Annotated in this window: 13 protein-coding genes, 2 tRNA genes and 1 pseudogene; 5 read left to right on the top strand and 11 right to left on the bottom strand. The window is 41.7% G+C overall.

Annotation, left to right across the window (positions count from 1 at the left end):
- Positions 1-7: 7 nt before the first annotated feature.
- From C2M25_RS02655 to C2M25_RS02630, 6 genes and pseudogenes are all read right to left on the bottom strand, one after another.
- Positions 8-3,190: an amidohydrolase family protein gene (locus C2M25_RS02655; protein WP_105180339.1), complete on the bottom strand. Its 3,183-nt coding sequence runs from the start codon at positions 3,188-3,190 to the stop codon at positions 8-10.
- A 106-nt stretch (positions 3,191-3,296) separates the two neighbouring features.
- The gene (locus tag C2M25_RS02650; protein ID WP_105180338.1) at positions 3,297-4,121 is read right to left on the bottom strand and encodes a M90 family metallopeptidase; all 825 of its coding nucleotides are present in this window, start codon (positions 4,119-4,121) and stop codon (positions 3,297-3,299) included.
- Positions 4,122-4,209: 88 nt separating this feature from the next.
- Positions 4,210-7,110 carry a ligand-binding sensor domain-containing diguanylate cyclase gene (locus tag C2M25_RS02645; RefSeq protein ID WP_105180337.1) on the bottom strand — a complete coding sequence of 967 codons (2,901 nt, stop codon included), beginning with the start codon at positions 7,108-7,110 and terminating at the stop codon, positions 4,210-4,212.
- Positions 7,111-7,273: 163 nt separating this feature from the next.
- Positions 7,274-7,910: pseudogene (locus C2M25_RS02640) on the bottom strand (CatA-like O-acetyltransferase).
- A gap of 148 nt (positions 7,911-8,058) precedes the next feature.
- Positions 8,059-9,099, bottom strand: a complete 1,041-nt coding sequence (locus tag C2M25_RS02635) for a Leu/Phe/Val dehydrogenase (RefSeq protein WP_063706017.1) — start codon at positions 9,097-9,099, stop codon at positions 8,059-8,061.
- 404 nt (positions 9,100-9,503) lie between these two features.
- Positions 9,504-11,030, bottom strand: coding sequence for a fumarate hydratase (locus C2M25_RS02630; protein ID WP_063706019.1), 1,527 nt, complete (start codon positions 11,028-11,030; stop codon positions 9,504-9,506).
- A gap of 181 nt (positions 11,031-11,211) precedes the next feature.
- Here C2M25_RS02630 and pabB point away from each other — a divergent pair, with 181 nt between their 5' ends.
- The 3 genes from pabB (at position 11,212) to C2M25_RS02615 (ending at position 14,628) form a co-directional block, all read left to right on the top strand.
- A complete protein-coding gene (gene pabB, locus C2M25_RS02625; protein ID WP_105180336.1) occupies positions 11,212-12,555 on the top strand; it encodes an aminodeoxychorismate synthase component I in 1,344 nt (447 codons plus the stop codon).
- A 17-nt stretch (positions 12,556-12,572) separates the two neighbouring features.
- A complete protein-coding gene (locus tag C2M25_RS02620) occupies positions 12,573-13,151 on the top strand; it encodes an NUDIX hydrolase (RefSeq protein WP_063706023.1) in 579 nt (192 codons plus the stop codon).
- Between the two features lie 100 nt (positions 13,152-13,251).
- Positions 13,252-14,628 (top strand): L-serine ammonia-lyase, encoded by a 1,377-nt coding sequence (locus C2M25_RS02615; RefSeq protein ID WP_105180335.1) that lies wholly within the window; start codon positions 13,252-13,254, stop codon positions 14,626-14,628.
- A 47-nt stretch (positions 14,629-14,675) separates the two neighbouring features.
- Here the strand turns inward: C2M25_RS02615 and cysB are convergent, their stop codons facing one another.
- Positions 14,676-15,653: an HTH-type transcriptional regulator CysB gene (gene cysB, locus C2M25_RS02610; protein WP_063706027.1), complete on the bottom strand. Its 978-nt coding sequence runs from the start codon at positions 15,651-15,653 to the stop codon at positions 14,676-14,678.
- 298 nt (positions 15,654-15,951) lie between these two features.
- Here cysB and C2M25_RS02605 point away from each other — a divergent pair, with 298 nt between their 5' ends.
- Entirely contained in the window at positions 15,952-16,710 is a 759-nt protein-coding gene (locus C2M25_RS02605) for a hypothetical protein (protein WP_063706029.1), read from the top strand.
- Positions 16,711-16,736: 26 nt separating this feature from the next.
- On the opposite strand, the gene C2M25_RS02600 is transcribed toward C2M25_RS02605, so the two are convergent.
- Positions 16,737-18,029 (bottom strand): NCS2 family permease, encoded by a 1,293-nt coding sequence (locus tag C2M25_RS02600; protein ID WP_063706031.1) that lies wholly within the window; start codon positions 18,027-18,029, stop codon positions 16,737-16,739.
- A gap of 121 nt (positions 18,030-18,150) precedes the next feature.
- Between C2M25_RS02600 and C2M25_RS02595 the strand changes: the two genes are divergently transcribed.
- Positions 18,151-18,615: a sel1 repeat family protein gene (locus tag C2M25_RS02595; protein ID WP_105180334.1), complete on the top strand. Its 465-nt coding sequence runs from the start codon at positions 18,151-18,153 to the stop codon at positions 18,613-18,615.
- A gap of 23 nt (positions 18,616-18,638) precedes the next feature.
- Here the strand turns inward: C2M25_RS02595 and C2M25_RS02590 are convergent, their stop codons facing one another.
- The 3 genes from C2M25_RS02590 to C2M25_RS02580 form a co-directional block, all read right to left on the bottom strand.
- The gene (locus C2M25_RS02590; protein ID WP_105180333.1) at positions 18,639-19,361 is read right to left on the bottom strand and encodes a helix-turn-helix domain-containing protein; all 723 of its coding nucleotides are present in this window, start codon (positions 19,359-19,361) and stop codon (positions 18,639-18,641) included.
- A gap of 265 nt (positions 19,362-19,626) precedes the next feature.
- Positions 19,627-19,703, bottom strand: a tRNA-Asp gene (locus tag C2M25_RS02585).
- A gap of 50 nt (positions 19,704-19,753) precedes the next feature.
- Positions 19,754-19,830: transfer RNA gene (locus C2M25_RS02580), tRNA-Asp, on the bottom strand.
- Positions 19,831-19,834 lie beyond the last annotated feature (4 nt).

Here is a 19,834-nt window from a genome sequence, read left to right as displayed (position 1 = left end):
CGCTATGTTAAATTTCTTCAAAATATAACTTTTCGCGTTTTTTCTCACCCACCTCGTTCATGGTGGCAGCATCAAATAAACGACCATTGATCATGGTGTAATCTATTTTATCTGTATCACGAATGTTAGTTAGCGGGTTACCGTCAATAACGATTAAATCGGCAAGTTTACCCGGCTCAAGAGAACCGATGTTGTTATCAAGACCAATGTATTTAGCAGGATCTAACGTTGCTGCACGAATTGCTTGAAGTGGTGTCATACCACCTTGTGCAAACATCCAAATTTCCCAATGTGCCGCTAAACCTTCACGTTGACCATGAGCACCTAGGTTTACTAAAACACCTAAGTCTTGCAGCTCTTTGGCAACACGCGCATTGTTAAAGTGGTTATAGTGATGATCGGGAGCCTTAACACGACGCATTGAACGAGGTAAAAGCTGATTCTTTGGTACAAACTTACTTAAGCGTGGGTGATTCCACACATCCGTCTTGTCGTACCAATAATTTTCACCCCAAATACCACCGTATGCAACACCCAGAGTTGGCGTGTAACCTACGTCACTTTGAGACCAAAGCTGGCGAATATCATCGTAAATATTGGCAACAGGAATTGAGTGTTCAATACCCGTATGACCATCAACGACCATAGTTAAGTTGTGCTGCAGTAATGAACCGCCTTCTGGCACAACCATCATTTCAAGTTCACGACCTGCTTCAATAACTTGCTGGCGCTGTTCACGGCGTGGTTGGTTATAGGATTTAACGCTAAACGCGCCCACTTTCTTTAAGCGCTCAAGATGGAACTTAGCATCTTCTAACGAGTCAATATGCGATGTATAACCTGGCATATTCGCACCATATAAAATGGTACCCGTTGAGAAAATACGAGGAGCGACAATCATGCCCGCTTTTTGCATTTCGCTTGCAGCAAAAATCTCAGTGGTGTCGTTTGATGGATCGTGAATCGTTGTCACGCCTAACGCTAAGCCCGCTAAGTTCTTCCAGTTTTGCTGTGGAATAATCTCATCGCTACCTTGCGAGCCGTGAGCATGCGCATCAACAATACCCGGCATAATCGTCTTACCAGTTACATCAATTACTTCTGCGCCTTTAGGAATAGCAACACTGTCTTTACTACCAACCGCTTTAATATGCTTACCATCAGTAACAATAACGCCGTTTTCAATAACCTGCTCACCGTTCATGGTGATAATGCGTGCGCCAGTTAATGCAAATACTGATTTAGGCTCCGCCATGGTTTTTGTAAAACCAATGTTATCGCCACTTTTAACTTTAAAATCAGTCTCAGCATTTTGGTTAATATCAAATAAACCCGCTAGGCTTGCATGATATAACTCAGGGCCTAAGCTCCAATAAAGTTTATCGCTTGTGCCACTCCAGCTGATGTTTTCACCTGCACGAACAGAAAGCTGCTCAATTGGGAATTGGCTATCTTTCGGACCAATATTAATGGTTTTACCACGCTCAACAAATGGCGTAACAAATACTTTAAAACGCTCTGCAAACGCTAAGTACTCACCATCTGGTGATACTCTAAACTCTGTTGCATGCTCTGACTCATAAAGTTTGCGAACTTGTTTTGATTCAAGCTCAACAACGCTCAATGTTGGTTTTGGCCAAGGGCTCATTACATAAATACGGTCGTTTGCTGCACCAAATTGCGGCTGATAACCTGATTTAGTGATAAGTGTTGAATCACCGCCTTTGGCACTTACTGAGTAAATACCTGGCTCTAATGACCATGTTGGGTTAAGGATACTGCCGCCGGATGCTTTACGATAAACAACTGTTTTACCATCTGGGCTAAATGTTGGCTCTACGTATTTACCTGGCTCTTTGGTAAGGGTATCGCCACGGCCACCGCGTGCAGACACAACACGTACCGAGCCCTGCTCGTTATCATCCCATGTGGTGTAAACAATCTTCTTACCATCACGAGAGAACTGCGGGAATAATTCAAAGTGGTCGTCTTGCTTAGTCAGACGCTTTACTTTGCCAGACTCTAAATCACGCTTATAGATATGACCAAGCGCTTCAAAAATAGCCGTTTCACCATCTGGTGAAATTTGTACATTACGCAGCATTTTCACATCAAAATTATCGCTATCAATGTTTTGTGTAAAACGCACGGCTTTTTGAATTTGCTTATTAGTTTCAACTTTAAATGGAATAGTCGAGACAGACTTATCATCCACATCTAGCTTATGAATGGTACCACCCGCCCAAAAGACCAGTTGTTCGTTATCTGGTGTCCAAGCAATTGTTGGGTATACACCATGGATAGCCCATGTTTCTTGCATGTCACGCTCAAGCTCGCCATACAGCTTGGTATGCTCACCAGTGTGAAGATCATATAAGTACAAGCTTGTTTGGAAGTCATCGCGCTTGATATACGCAAGTTTTTTACCATCTGGTGAAGGTGTCGGTCGAATAGCCCCACCCATGCCATCAATGATAGTTTCAATCTCGCCGGTTTCACGGTCGTAGCGTTTAATTTTATAAATGCCCGCTACAGAATCTTTAGAGTAATGGAATGTTTTACCCGGCGTTGCATCATGCGAGAAATAAACATAACGACCATCAGGTGAGAACATCGGCTCGCCCAAGTCTTTTTGGTCGTTTTCACGTGCAGTTAGCTGTACACCTTTACCACCCGCTTTGTGGTAAAGCCATACTTCACCAGCGCCTAAAGAGCGGCTTGCAGTAAAGTGCTTACGTGCTACTAAGTAGTCGCCATCAGGACTCCAAGCAGGACTATTTAACAAACGAAATGTTTCATTCGTGACTGCTTTTTGGTTTTCGCCATTTAAATCCATAACCCAAATGTTGTCGCCGCCACCTTGGTCTGAAGTGAATGCAATGTGCTTACCATCAGGGCTAAAGCGTGGTTGCATTTGCCATGCAATATCACTGGTTAATTGCGTTGCAGTGCCACCTGACATTGGCATTGTATAAATATCGCCGAGTAGGTCAAACACCACTGTTTTACCATCAGGGCTAATATCTACGTTCATCCACGTGCCCTGCTCAACACTAATTTTAGCGTCTAGGAATTGCCCTTTAGGTGCGTCCACCTGCCATTTGTCATCATTTGCTTGCTCTGCTGCTACTTGCCCTGTAAGAGCAAGTGAAATCGATACAGCCAGCACTGTATGAAGCATTTTCTTCATTGAAATCTCACTTATTATTGTTTTGCTTGTATGCACACTTTTAGGATTGCACCAAATAGCATAGCAAGATTCCAGCAATTCGTGTTAAACAAACGTAAATAGTCGACTAATGCCACGCAATCGGATCAAACTGATAAAAGCCAACCAGTAAATGATAAATTTCAGGGTCAAACTGCCTGAGTTCGGCGGGTTTTTCTAAAAAGGTTTCTGTAATAACAGCAAAAAATTCTGCCTCGTTGGTCGCGCCATAACTATGAATAACATGCGGCATGCCATAAGCTAAATGGGTTTTGAGTTGATTAAAGGCGCGGCTAAATACTTTTGCCCACTTTTGATAATCTTCATTACTCGCAAGCATCGGCGTGCCTGTGGTTTTGCCTGTTTCTTGGTCGAGCTGATGGGCGAATTCATGAAACACTAAATTATGACCATCGCTTGGCAAGCGGTTCCCCTCAAGTACATCATGCCAGCTCAATACCAAGGTTCCACCCGGCCATGATTCACCTTGGCGAACGGTATTGTGATAGCTGACCAGCCCGGCATTATCGCGGGAGGTTTGCGGCGCATAATAAGCGCTTGGATATAAAAGGATCTCTTTTACATTGCGATACAGGGGCCAAGGTTTATTAAGCACTAAAACACAGGCATCGGCCGCTACAATCAGCTTCATTGCATCATTAAGTTTAAGGCCATCACAGCCAATAAAGCGCTTTTCATTTAAAAACCAGACAATGTGACGCTCCAGCTTTTCGCGATCTGCATCCGTCATCTTTTGGTAGATGGGCATATAGTTTAATAGCAGTTTTTTTTGCTGAGCATTGAGGGAGTAATTAAGGTATTTTTTCTGCCAAAAGTGGTTACGGATGTCATCCCAGCGCCAGTAACAGACAATAAATATAATTAAAAAAACTAACAACAACAGGTTTAGCATTACTAACGCCTAAAAAACAGTCTTGTTACTTTAATGTGTGCAAACCAAAAAAGATCAATTGTTTGCACACTTTTTATTTTCAAAAACCTTAACTTGGTGTCATACAACCCTTATTATGCATGAAAACCCTGTTGCGGCCGCTATTTTTAGCACTGTATAAGGCATTGTCTGCATTAGATAGTAATCGATCATAGTCAGTGACTTTTGAATTATCTGCAACACCAAAGCTCACCGTAACACATAGTCCTGTTGCGATATCAGCAAAATCATAGTCAGCTATCTGTAAACGTATGTTTTCACACAACAGTGCTGCTTGTTCAGCATTTTTGTGCGGGAATAGTAAGGTAAACTCTTCACCTCCCCATCGTGCAGCATAGCCTTCATCTGGAAAACTCATTTGTAATAATCGTGCGATTTCACAAATCACCTTATCACCGATTAAATGAGAGAAATCATCATTAATCTGTTTAAAGTGATCAATATCCATAATCGCAATACTGAGCGCTTTATCCTCATTTTGAAACTGGTTAAAGTTATTTGCTAACCAACTATCAAAGGCGCGTCTATTCGGTAATTGTGTTAATTGGTCATGGTTTGCTAAGTGGGCAAATGCATCAGCTTGTGTTTTTAGTTCATGCATTTGCTGTTCAACTTTTTCCGTTAATTCAATTTCAATTCGCTTGTAGTGATATAGTCGATATTTATAAATGACATACGCGGTAAGAAGAACGGCAATTAAGATAAATAACTTAAAGCTGGTTTTTTGCCAAAAATAAGGAGCAATTTTAAAATGCAATACTTGCTCATTATTTTGCCAATCACTATTTGGGTAGCCTGCGCGCACTTTAAAGGTATATTCACCTGGCGGTAAATTTGTGTACTCGGTAATGGTCAGACGCCCCCGGTCTACCCATTGTTGATTGTACCCACTTAATTGAGTTTGATAGTTAAGCCGAGCAGGCATAATAAAACTAAGCCCTGCGTAATTAAAAGACACACGTGAGACACCTGCCGGCAAACTAATAAAATCAGTATCAGAAGTTAAAGGGATTGATTTACCATCTACCTCAAAACTTTCTATTACAGTCGACAAACGGCGTTTACTGGCCTCTTTTAAGCGCTCTGGTGCTGCAATAGCAACGCCCTTAGCGGTCGCAACCCATATTTGACCATCAGAATGTATTACCGCAGCGGGGTTTGAGCCACCATTCGCTTGCGCACTTAGCATGCCATCGCCTTCGTCATAAAGCTGCATGGAAACGTCCATTGGTTTAGCTGGGTTATCTAATAACGTATTGAGTTGTGCTTTGTTAACCTGAATGACACCGCGATTACTGGTAAGCCAAAGTGAATCACCTTGTTCAATCACTTGGAACAGTTTATCAACTGGTAAACCTTGCTCTCGGCCAAACAAACTCATTTGATCTGTGCTGAGGTTGTAGCGAACTAGCCCTCGGTCTGTGGCGAGCCACATTATATCGCCATCCAAATAAAAGCCGAATGCATACTCAGTGCTAAACTGATCAGGAAATTTTAATGAGCTGATTTGTCCAGAAGCTGAATCTAAGATAGATACGCCAACGCCTGTGCCAATCCAGATCTTGCCATAAGCATCTTCAGCAAGGGCCATGATAAAGTCGCCAGCTAAACCATCGACTGTTGTATATGAATATGTTTGCCCTGAGGTATCTATTTTAGTTAACCCACCTGCAGTCCCAACCCACAAGTTATCAGACGAATCAAATAACACCGCGCGAACTTCGTTACTAATAAGACCATTACTTCGATTTTTAACGGGATAAATTTTGTTATCTGCAACTTTCATTAAACCCGCAGTATAAGTACCAAGCCAAACACCTCCCTGTTTATCTTCGGTAAGGCTTAAAACTGATAAAGGGTCTTTGTCGTTAGCTTGCTCAAGCGTTGTTAACTCACCATTTTCAATACGATTTAAGCCGTTACTACTGCCCACCCACAAGCTGCCATCTGAGTGAGAGAGCACTGTACGAACATAATTTGATGCCAGGCCTCTACTCTTGTTCCAATTTGTAAAAGGGGCTTCTCTTAATCGAAATAAGCCCGCGTTAGTTCCGACCCAAATGCTTTTTTCACGATCTTGCATTAGCGATAAGATACGATTATTTGGTAAACCATCGTCAGCGGCTAAATTTTCTAAACCCAATTCACTTAACCTAAACACCCCTTTATTAATGGTACCAAACCATAAATCACCATGTGCATCTTCAAGTAAGCTAGAGATAGATTCTTTTTTAAGGACGGGGTCAACAGAAGTGAACTTGTCTTGTTGCTTTTTCCATACACCTTTTTCGGTGCCTACAATTAAGGTACCCGAATTCGTTAGTAGTAAAGTAAACACGGAGGCGTCGGGCAACCCTGAATCTCGGCTAACCTTACTAACCTTGCTATCTATAATTTGATACAAGCCATCACTGGTTGCCGCCCAAATAACGCCCTCTTGGTCTTGTAACAAGCGATAAACACTCAATTTATCAAGTAGTTTTTGTTCAGGTGCATGCTCTGCGGCCCGATAAGCAACCCCCTCTCCTTCGAGGGCAAGCCAAATCTCACCTTGTTCAGTTATAAGTGCATGATTTATCATAGCTGACGATGTTGCTAAAGCGCGCCATTGCCCGTGAGTTCGCTGTGCAATACCACCTCGTGCACCAACTATATATAAATCACCATTATCCATCGGAATAAGGCTACGCAATCCAGAGTCAGGTAAGCCGGGAATTTCTGTACGGGTAAAAAGTTTAAATTCACGACCATTGAAACGAGCGAGCCCTTCCCAAGTTGCTATCCAAATATAACCGTCATTTGTTTGTGTAACTGAATTTATGCTGTTATGTGGAAGGCCTGCCGGTGTACTCCAAGTCTCGGTAAAATAATCACTGAGAGAGAGGCGTGCAGAATCTGCAAAAGCATTGAAACACAAGAAAAGTAAAATACAGCTAACTACCCGCACCATAAACTAAGACCCTGATATTTATTATCATTCTTTTCAGTGATGTAGTTTTATAGGTTCAGGGTTAAGCAAAACCCTGAATGGAACCAACTTACTTAATTAAGCGAATTGCTAAAATACTACATTAGTTGCAATTTTTACTTACTTTAATCACATTTAGCAACAATCAATTACAAAAATTTGTAATTTTTTCTTGTAGTACCTTTAAAAACTGCGCTACATGAAGTCCATCCATCAAGGCATGATGAACATCAATTGAAAGCGGCATTTTTCCAGTTTTTGAATCAAACTGGCCGAATACAAACTTAGGAATACCAAGTCCGTGACCTTCACTGACCGCATGCGAAAAACCAGTAAAGTTTAACCATGGTAGCACTGAGATATGAATTAGGTCTGGCTGCCCTTCTGTTGCAGCAAATGCATCAGAGAAAAAAGCTTGTACTTTACTGTTTTTTCCCACTTCAATAGCATGTTTAGAAAACGCTTCAATCGACGCCTGTTTTTCAAAATAACTAAATCGGAAACGTATCATCATCAGCAAGCTCAACCACACTCCCTCGTACCGATGACAGTTGTACCGGTAGAGAATCTATAATACGTTGCCGCATTGGGGCGTAGTCATGACACGCTTCCAAAGTAAGGTATACATATGTATGAAAAAATGAATACGGCGATTTTTTACATTTTTCATAAAGCGCAGCCATATCAAGTGAAACACAGACATTAAAATAAGGTAAAGAAAACTCACTGAAAAAAGCAAAATGTTGCTTTCGAGGCCAAGAATCTAAATCAATCGGTGTGATTTCACAAAGTGCTGTATCCATAAGAGACCCTCGAAGATTAAAAATCGAGTTTAACGAGTTAAAATGGCTTCGTCACTTAGTTGCGACAAATTACGAGCACAAAAAAAGGTGCGACCTGCGCACCTTTTCGAACAACTAATTTAATTAATTATAAGCCGTTTTCGATGATTTCTAACGCAAGTTCATCGGCAATTAAATGCGTCGATTTTTGTTCTTTTTCAGAACGTGCGAAGATTTCAGTTAACGTATCGTAGATACCTTCAACGTGCTTAGTTGATGCTTCTGCACTATAACCTTCTGGTGCTGTTTCGTAGTAAACGTTGATGATACCACCTGCGTTAATAACGTAATCTGGTGCGTATAAGATACCTTTTTCGCGGATGATCTCACCGTGACGAGACTCTGCTAATTGGTTATTCGCACAACCAGCGATAATTGTTGCTTTTAAACGCGGGATAGTCGTGTCGTTTACCGTTGCGCCAAGTGCACAAGGTGCATACACATCAACGTCTAAGTCGTAGATTTCATCAATACCCACAGCCGTTGCATTGAAATCATTTACAACGCGCTCAACAGCTTGCTCGTTGATATCTGTTACAAATAATGTTGCGCCCGCTTCATGTAGGTGTTTACAAAGGCCGTATGCCACTGCACCTAAACCTTGCACAGCTACTTTGATACCAGCAAGGTCTTGATGACCACGTTGATGTTGTAAAGCTGCTTTAATACCTAAAAATGTACCATATGCTGTAAATGGTGAAGGGTTACCACTTTTACCTTCAAGACCTAGCACATAGTTCGTTTCTTTATTCATGATAGCAACATCATCACAGGTGATGTTTACGTCTTCAGCTGAATAGTAGCTACCGCTTAAACGCTCTAATTGACGACCAAATGCACGGAAAAGTTGCTCTGATTTAATTTCTTTTGCATTACCGATGATCACTGACTTACCACCACCAAATGGTAAACGTGCCACAGCATTTTTGTAGGTCATACCTTTTGATAAACGAAGTGCGTCAGTAACCGCGTCTTCATCAGTTGTGTAGTCCCACATTCTGCAACCACCAACCGCTGGACCTAACTTGGTATTGTGAACCGCGATAATAGCTTTTAGGCCTGATTCTTTATCTGAACAAAACACCACTTGCTCGTGGTTATCAAAGTCGACTTTATTAAATACAGCCACAGTTAAATACTCCGAAATTTTCTTACCCTAAGGGGTGTGAGCGCTGAAAGTGCCGAGACTTTATCACTTCGCATGCTCGCTTGCTACTAAATGAGATGATAAAACTAAGCAAAGTTCCCAAGCCGAAATATCAACTCAAAAACTAACACTTTATAGAAAAATTATACCAACCAAAGTACGCATTAAGCATTGTTAATTCAAAACAAAATATTAACTTAACAAACTTTATTACGTGAACGTAAAGGTAAAGTATAGCGTAAAGAAAAAGTGACAAGAAAAATATGCCGATAAAGCCAAGTAGTATCTGCTTTATGAAGGTATGCTAAGAAAATAATTGAGACTGGTCAGATCAGAAAAAAACGGCGCAGTTGCGCCGTTTTTTTAATAAAAGACTTACAAGATGGTTATTTTAATTTGCCATCAAGTTCTTCGATTTTTGCTTTCCAAATAGCTGGGCCTTGCGTATGTGCATTTGCACCTTCACTATCAACAGCAACCGTTACTGGCATATCTTCTACTTCAAACTCGTAGATTGCTTCCATACCTAAATCTTCGAATGCAACAACGCGTGCTTTCTTGATTGCTTTAGATACAAGGTAAGCTGCACCACCTACCGCCATTAAGTAAATAGACTTATTGTTCTTGATTGATTCTACTGTAGCAGGCCCACGCTCAGCCTTACCAATCATACCGATGATGCCTGTTTTTTCTAACATCATATCAGTGAATTTATCCATACGCGTTGCAGTTGTAGGTCCTGCAGGACCTACCGCTTCATCACCCACTGCATCTACAGGGCCAACGTAGTAGATAAACTTGTTATCAAAATCAACGCCTTCAGGTAAACCTTCACCTGATTGGATCATATCTTGTAAACGTTTATGCGCTGCATCACGACCCGTTAAAATAGTACCAGACAGAAGAACCGTTTCACCCATCTTCCACTCTTGTGTGTCTTCTTTTGTCAGAGTGTTTAAATCAACGCGACGTGTACCTTCGCCTACTTCAAATGTAACTTCTGGCCAATCTTCTAGTTTAGGCGCTTTAAGATCAGCTGGGCCTGAACCATCTAACGTGAAGTGTACGTGACGAGTTGCTGCACAGTTCGGGATCATTACCACTGGTTTTGATGCTGCGTGAGTTGGTGCCGTTTTGATTTTCACATCAACTACGGTTGTTAAACCACCAAGACCTTGAGCACCAATACCTAACTTATTAGCACGTTCGAAGATATCGATACGCATTTTTTCTTCAGTTGTTTCAGCGCCGCGCTCAATCAGCTCGTGAATATCAACCGGATCCATTAATGATTCTTTCGCTAGTACCGCGGCTTTTTCTGCAGTACCACCAATACCTATACCTAGCATGCCAGGTGGACACCAGCCCGCACCCATCGTTGGTAATGTTTTCTCAACCCATGCAGCCACATCATCAGATGGGTTAAGCATAACCATTTTCGTTTTATTTTCTGAGCCGCCGCCCTTCGCTGCAACCATTACCTCAACTTCGCCACCTGGCACTAAGTCGATATGAACAACTGAAGGTGTATTGTCTTTGGTGTTTTTACGCGTACCAGCTGGGTCTGCAACAATTGATGCGCGTAACGGGTTATCTGGGTTTAAGTATGCGCGACGTGTACCTTCATCAACCATTTGCTGTACAGTCATGTCTGTTTTATCCCACTTAACATCCATACCTACTTTTACGAAACAGGTAATGATACCTGTATCTTGACATAGCGGACGTTTACCTTCAGCAGACATACGAGAGTTAATTAAAATTTGCGCAATGGCATCTTTTGCCGCTTTGCTTTGCTCTTTGTTGTAAGCTTTTTCTAAGGCTTGTACGAAATCGAGAGGGTGATAAAAAGAAATGTATTGCAATGCATCTTCAATGCTATCAATGAAGTCTTGCTGACGAATTGTACTCATTACGGGTTCCTTAAGTTTTTATCGCGTAGCGCTGTACGTGATCCTGAGTAAACCGGTGACGAAGATTTACTCTACGGGTTAGTCATGGCATCACTATAAAGGAAATCATAACGCTGCCAATCAAATTTAACTTATGATACCCTCCTCGCCCGTTTCGGGCTAGTTATTCAGGGCAATGTAGATGATAAACGATGAAAATTTGTGCATTAAATTAGATTTAAGCGGTGATTGTATCGCGCTATTTAGTCATTTTGCTCATTTGCCCCATGCTGTGTTGCTCGATTCAGCCAATAGCGAGCATGTAAATAGCCGCTTCGATATCATTGCCATTGCGCCATTAAAGCGATTAGAAGTGCGTGAAAATACATGCTTTGTCGACGGCAAGGCGCAATCAAGTGATTGTTTTAGCTTGATGAAAGCAGGTCTTCAGGAATTTAATCACACAGCAAACCCTAACAATCTGCCTTTTACAGGTGGTTGGCTTGGCTATTTTGGTTATGACTTAGGTCGTGTGATTGAAACTATGCCAAATCATGCCGAAAACGACATTAACATGCCGCAAATGGCTGTTGGACTTTATCCTGATGCTCTTATTTTTGATAAGCAACAGCAAAGCTGGTTTTACGTTTGTCAGCCAAATCAAAATCGCTTAGCGCTATACCAGCAGCACCTAAACGAAACGCCAGCAAGTGCAGAGTTCGCGCTAAAAAGCGACTGGCAGTCAAATATGAGCAAAGCCAGCTACAGCGAAAAATTCGAGAAAATTCAAACTTATTTAAAAAGTGGTGACTGTTACCAGATCAACCTTGCGCAGCGTTTTAAAGCTGAGTTTTCAGGTTCAACATGGCAAGCCTATAAACAACTTCGAGAAGCGAATAAAGCCCCATTTTCAAGCTATATAAATCACCCAGATGGCGCTATTTTATCTATCTCCCCTGAGCGCTTTATCTCTATAAATCAAGGTCAAATAGAAACCAAGCCCATTAAAGGAACGCTCCCTCGTTTGGCTGACCCTGAACAAGACCAAGCACAAGCAACCCGTTTACAACAATCTGAAAAAGACCGCGCAGAAAATGTCATGATTGTTGATCTGCTACGCAACGATTTAGGCAAAGTGGCTCGTCCAGGTAGTGTCACCGTACCCTCGCTATTTGCCATTGAAAGCTTTCCAGCTGTACATCATTTAGTAAGTACTGTGCGCGCAGAATTAGCGGATGGCAAAGATGCCGTTGACCAAATTCATGCCGCTTTCCCGGGTGGTTCAATTACCGGAGCACCGAAAATTCGTGCTATGGAAATTATTGAAGAGCTCGAACCACATCGACGTAGTGTGTACTGTGGCTCAATTGGCTATTTGAGTGCCTGTGGCAACATGGATACCAGTATCACAATTCGTACTTTAGTGTGTCATCAAGGTGCAATTTATTGCTGGGCTGGCGGTGGCATTGTGGCTGATTCAAAGGTCGACTTGGAGTACCAAGAAACTTACGATAAAGTAAATAAAATACTGCCTTTATTAAAGTAAACGTTGAAGTAACAACCTTGAATAGTCAGCAAATAATTGCCCGTTTTAGTTTAAGTCAAACCACAGAGCGTCCAGCTACCATTCGCTTTAATGCCGAAAAGCGTGCCAGTGCCGTGATGTTACCTTTGCTAGATATTAATGACGAAGCGCATTTGTTGCTGTGCAAACGACCAAGTTATTTACTGCATCACCCTGGGGAGATTTGCTTACCAGGTGGAAAGTATGAAGAGCAAGATGACACGTTAATGCACACAGCTCTTCGAGAGCTCAATGAAGAGCTTAATATTGGCACACATCAAGTGACTGTCCACGGTAAATTACACCAGTACGCGACCCTGACCGGTTTCACTATTGAGCCTTTTGTGTGTACCCTCAGCGAAGGGACAACATGGCAAGCAGATCCCAACGAAGTTGCTGCCAGCTTTTTACTGCCTTTATCTTATTTGAGTAACCAACAAAATTGGCAGCCCCTCCCCTTTGAGCGAAATGGTAAAACCATTACTTTGCAAGGTTTGATGACCCCCCATGGCCTGCTTTGGGGAGCAACAGCGAGCATTATTAATAACTTTATCAAACAGCTCGCCCTACCAGTTTAATTATCCTGCTTTTAGGGTTACACAGACACGTTTAAACGTTATTATGTGGCACCGTTCAAAGGCAGGTAGTATGCCGTTAAAGGAAAATGAGTAGCAAATTATGATCAGTGCATTCGATATGTTTAGTATTGGTATTGGCCCATCGTCATCTCACACTGTTGGCCCAATGCGCGCTTCGCGTTTATTTGTAAACGAATTAGAAGAAAAAAACTTACTTGCAAACGTCACCGATATTAAAGTTGAGCTGTTTGGCTCACTCGGTCAAACAGGTATTGGTCACGGCTCAGGTAAAGCCGTGATCTTAGGCCTTGCCGGCTATGATCCAGAAACCATTGATGCTGATTTAGTTGACGATATTCTGGCAAAAATCGAAAAAGAACAGGTTATTTACTTAAACCAAAGCCATAAAGCCAATTTCCCTAAGCAAGGTGCGATTGTATTCCATCGTCGTAAAACACTACCAAAGCACTCAAATGCGATGGAAATCATTGCGAGTCAAAATAGCGAAAAGCTATTCAGTAAAGTGTATTACTCAATCGGCGGCGGATTTATCGTAACTGACGAAGAATTCGAGAACGAAAAACAAAAAGCACTCGAAATTCGCGAGGAAAACCCTGCACCTTATCCGTTTAACACGGCTAAAGAGTTGTTAGAGCTATGCCGTGAATCAGGTTTTAGTGTATCAACACTTATGATGCATAACGAAAAAACCTTACGCAGCGAAAAAGACATCAAAGATGAGCTGTTTAATATTTGGCAAGTAATGAAAGCCTGTATTGAACGTGGCATGCGCACAGAAGGGATTTTACCTGGTGGTTTAAAAGTAAAACGCCGTGCACCTAGCCTCCACCTTAAATTAAATATTGAGGTAAACAATGACCCACTACGTGCGATGGACTGGGTTGATTTGTTTGCACTTGCAGTAAACGAAGAGAACGCTGCCGGTGGCCGTGTAGTTACCGCACCAACCAATGGTGCTGCGGGCATTTTACCTGCGGTATTAATGTATTATCACACTTTCATTAAAGAAGTAGACCGTGATATTGCGACCCGTTACTTATTAACAGCAGCAGCCATTGGTATTTTATATAAAAAGAATGCGTCAATTTCTGGTGCTGAAGTAGGTTGCCAAGGTGAAGTGGGCGTTGCTTGCTCAATGGCAGCGGGCGCCCTAACCGAAATCATGGGTGGTAATGTTGTGCAGGTTGAAAACGCCGCTGAGATTGGTATGGAGCACAATCTAGGTCTAACCTGTGACCCAGTAGGAGGCCTTGTGCAAGTACCATGTATTGAACGTAATGCGATGGGCGCTATCAAAGCAATCAATGCATCACGCCTTGCAATGCGTGGTTCTGGCGAGCAAAAAGTGACCCTTGATAAGGTAATTAAAACCATGCTCGACACAGGTAATGATATGAAAACAAAATACAAAGAAACCGCTCGCGGTGGCTTAGCAGTTAATATCATCGAGTGTTAATTTTCAGCACAATAAAAAAAGCCGCTTTAAAGCGGCTTTTTTTATTTCTATTTTACTGGTAACTCTATATTTTCGAAGAGCTTATCAACATCTTCTTGGTTACGTAATAAGCTTGCTCGCTCAACCAATTCTTTGGTTAAGTGTGGTGCAAATCGTTCAATAAAATCATACATATAGCTGCGTAAAAAGCTGCCTTTTCTAAAGCCAATCTTAGTAGTACTCGCTTCAAATAAATGGCTTGCATCAATACACACTAAATCAGTGTCTGTTACTTGGTCTATTGCCATCGATGCGACAACGCCCACACCTAGCCCTAAACGCACATAGGTTTTGATTACATCAGCATCCGTTGCAGTAAATACGATATGTGGCTCAAGTCCATGAGCATTGAAAGCTTTATCTAATTCAGAGCGACCAGTAAAACCAAACACATATGTTATCAGCGGGTATTTAGCCACATCGGCAACCGTTAAGTTATCAGCCTTTTGCGCAAGTGGGTGTGTTTTTGCCACGACGATACTGCGATTCCAGTGATAGCACGGCAACATAACTAAATCAGAGTATAAATGCAGTGCCTCAGTCGCAATGGCAAAATCAGCGTCGCCTCGTGCTGCTGCATCAGAAATCTGCTGTGGCGTACCTTGGTGCATATGCAAAGACACTGCCGGGTACTTTTTCATAAAGCCTTGAATAACATTAGGTAATGCATAGCGTGCTTGTGTGTGCGTGGTCGCGATATTTAGTTTACCTTGATCCGGTAAGGTATGTTCATTGGCAACCGCTTTGATACCCTCAACCTTTGATAGTATCTCACGTGAAATATTAATGATTTCGTTACCGGCACTAGTTACATGCGTTAAGTGTTTGCCACTACGACCAAAGATCTGCACACCAAGTTCATCTTCAAGCATACGAACTTGTTTCGAGATCCCCGGTTGCGAGGTAAATAAACTTTCTGCTGTTGCAGAGACATTCAGTTTATGATTTTGGACTTCGACTATATATCTGAGTTGTTGTAGTTTCATGGCTGCATTGTAAACGTTGTTATTGTTTATTTATAAAGGCTGCAAAGCACAATGCCAAGTGATATTTCATCGCGCTATACATTTATATCGATTGTTTCTAAGGCTAACACATTAAATTACGGCTCGGTAGCCGTGTTTACACGCAAAATATTCAATAAAGGTGCTAGTTTAGCGCTATACTCATTATAAAGTAGTAATCATCGGAAGTTTATTCTAGATAACTAACCGCAAAGCTGTTCAGATCTGATCTTTTTAATGTAATATAAAAAAATTAGATAGTTAAAACTGAGATTTAGTAATGATTGTTTCTATCATCATCATGCTCATTGTTGCATTAATCGTCATTGCACTGTGGGTAAGTGCGGTGCAACAACATAAAGAAAAGCAAGAAGCAGAGCGCCGTAAAGAGTTAACAAAGTTAAAGAAAATCATTGAAGAAGCAGAAGATGTTTTGCTTAACAGTGCTAATATTCCCATGTCTGAAAACATCCTGCGTATTCTCCAGCGTCGTATTTATGATGCTCTAGCAGGTATGGTCGAACTGTCTCCAAGCTCAAAAGAGTTAAAAAATCGCTTAAAAGAATCTAAAGAGCGTTTAAGCTCGCCAATAGAAGCAAATAACAGTGACGCACTGGTGTTACCTGATAACGACAAACAACTAATCGCATTAATCCAAGGTATTAAAAAATTACGTGCGGTACTGCGCTCAGAGCATGGTAAAGGTAAAGTTGATAGCCAAGTATTTGTTGCAGAAGATAAACGCCTTGAAAAATTGCAGTTAAGGATCAATGTAGAAAGCCAAATCAAACGTGGTTTATCTGCTCGCTCAGCAAACATGGTGGGATCAGCCAGACAATATTTTGAAAAGGCACTTGCTACCCTATCGGGAGTGAGCTACAGCGATGAATATGTGAGTGCAAAACGACAAGAAGTTGAAAATTACTTAGAAGCGATTAGCTCTGAATTGAAAGCATCAAATGCAACATCAAGAAAGAAAAAAGCAGAACAAGAGCAAGACGATTTAGACGTGTTATTCGCACCAAAGAAAAAGTGGTAAACCACTTTTTCTTTGCTTTGAGCTGATTAAGATAAAAACGCAAACTTAACGATAAATAATGCTGTTAATACCCACACACTGATACTGATTTCATCTTTTTTACCACATACCAACTTCACCGCAGTATACGAAATAAAACCCAGTGCAATACCGTGCGCAATCGAGAACGTTAACGGTGTCATCAATAATACCACGCTCACTGGAATGGCATCTGTCATATCATCCCAATTGACCAGCTTTAAGTTTTGCATCATTAAAACAGCAACATACAAAATCGCACCTGCCGTTGCATAAGCTGGGATCATACCGGCTAGTGGTGCAAAGAACATCATTAACAAGAAACAAATGCCTACAACCACCGCGGTAAGACCAGTACGGCCGCCCACAGATACGCCTGCTACTGATTCAATGTACGACGTCGTTGTTGACGTACCAAGCATTGAACCGGCAATGGTTGCTGTGCTGTCTGCACTTAATGCACGACCTAAGCGAGGCATTTTACCTTGCTCATCAGCAAGCCCTGCTTTTTGCGTAACAGCAACTAAAGTGCCTGAGGTATCAAACAAATCAACAAATAAGAAAGCAAAAATCACTGTTAGCATTGAGATTTCTAATGCTGATGCAAAATCTAATTGCATAAAGGTTGGCGCAATTGAAGGTGGCATTGACACAATACCTTGGTATTGCACAAGGTCTAAACCAAGGGCGATAGCCGTTACTAATAAAATACTAATTAGCACGCCACTTTTCATGTCGCGATATAAAAGAGCCGCAATCACAAAAAAGCTAAAAATGGCGAGTAAAGGACCCGGCGCTGTGATGTCGCCTAACTGCACTAGCGTTGCAGGGCTTGCTACGATAATACCGGCGTTTTTCAGTGCAATAAGCGCTAAGAAAGCACCGATACCTGTAGCAATGGCACGCTTTAATACCAGTGGAATGGCATCAATGATCCACTCTCGCACCTTAAATAGGCTTAAACACAAAAAGATACAGCCAGACATAAATACTGCGCCAAGGGCAGCTTGCCAAGTGTGGCCCATGCCAAGCACTACACCATAGGTAAAGAAAGCGTTTAAGCCCATACCTGGCGCCAATGCTAATGGGTAGTTAGCCCATAAACCCATGATAAAACAGCCGATTGCAGCTGCAATACAGGTTGCAACAAATGCCGCACCTTGGTCCATTCCTGCTTCGGCTAACATGGCTGGGTTAACAAATACAATGTAAACCATGGTAATGAATGTTGTTATACCAGCAATAGTTTCGCGGCGCACAGAGGTGTTGTTTTCAGTGATTTTGAAAAGTCTTTCGAACATGTTGAACTTTAAGTTGAGATTAATTGGCTAATTTTATCATATTTTATCTCAATAAGAGGACATTTTACCTTGCAATGTTCTAAACTAATAAGGTCTTTTATTTCAAGAAAATAACTAAACTATGTCTGATAATTCGCCAGTAGGCTTAGATTTAGAGCAACAGCTTGATAATGTACTTGCCTTTATTACCCAACCCGATAAAGGGTCGGCGCCAGATAAAAGTACTCAATCTGTTGAAAACGTACTAAACAAAGCTTTATATTATTTAAAAAATGAACAGCCTCCCCTTGCTGCGAAATGGATGCGCCTCGCTGCTATGGCAGGTAACCATAGAGCACAATTTTATATAGGACTGTTTTTCATCAAAGGGCAAGGTGTTCCACACAGTGTTTTTCATGGCGCGGTGTGGCTAAGTCTGGCAAGTAGCCAAGGTTATGAACCTGCAACCGCTGCACTTGATGACCTGAGAAAACACATCAGTACGCGCAGATTACATGATGCGCAAAGCTACGCAGCGACCTTATACGAACAAATCCACCAGCAACAGTTTGCGCATTTAATTCCTCGCGATCCTGACGCCAGCTAACACGCGTCAGGTTCTACAACTCATTAATGCTGTCTTGTCAGTTTAATCTCAAATGTGATGAGACCTGCACCAACTACAAGCAATAAGATACCGATAAACTCAAGCCATACATGGCCTTTATGAGGCTTGATAACGGGTGTTTTTGAAGTCAGGCTATACAAACGCCTACCTTGCTCGCCAGATTCTACAAACGAAAAACCTTTATAATCCGCTGAGATAATAAATTTAAAATCATGCCTGCTAATCATTTCTCGACGTTTTGCATCTATTTTCTCGCTGCTTTGTTCTACGAGTAGCGTTCGCCAATCATGAAAAATGCCATCTGGTTCATTATCTTTCACTACACCATATGATTTGTACTCATAGAACTTTGTATTGAATAGCTTTTCTTGATGCCCTAAATAAAACATGGCACAGCCTAGCGCACTTAATAGTATGGCAATATAGATCAATGAGCGCTGTTTAATGAATTGCTTATTACTTTGTTGCTTATACCAAGCTTCAATGTCAGGCACATTAATCAATCTCGCTTTATCTACAGAATGTTTTAATGGTTCCATAAAGTCGCAAATTGTTAGATTGAGCGCCGTTAATATTGAACGAAATGTGTCATTAGAAGGCACTGATTTATCGTTCTCAAGTTTTGAAAGGTAACTTTGCTCTATTCCAACTTGCTCTGCAAATTCTGGTTGGCTTAATTTCAGCTCACTGCGATAGTGTCTTAGTTGTGTTCCGAATGTACTCATAACGCATTTCCTTTTTGTTGTGGAGCCGCCATTCTTTGCTATTCATGCAGATATAAAAAGCTGAATAAATAGGAATAATGAAGAATATTAGCAAGATAGGATGAAAGATACGAGATACGAGATACGAGATACGAGATACGAGATACGAGATACGAGATACGAGATACGAGATACGAGATACGAGATACGAGATACGTTGTCAGTATAAGGAAATAGTAAGGTGTAAAGTAAAGAATTATCTAATCATTTGCTTGAGGAAAACAAATGGCGGAGTGGACGGGACTCGAACCCGCGACCCCCGGCGTGACAGGCCGGTATTCTAACCAACTGAACTACCACTCCGCAGTGGTATGTGCATGAGGTAATGCACTTAATTTGTTTATGATATCAAATGGCGGAGTGGACGGGACTCGAACCCGCGACCCCCGGCGTGACAGGCCGGTATTCTAACCAACTGAACTACCACTCCGCAG

This window comes from Pseudoalteromonas sp. T1lg21, assembly GCF_002964625.1.
Taxonomy (GTDB): Bacteria; Pseudomonadota; Gammaproteobacteria; order Enterobacterales; family Alteromonadaceae; genus Pseudoalteromonas; species Pseudoalteromonas gelatinilytica.
This window is presented reverse-complemented; position numbering and strand designations above follow the sequence as displayed.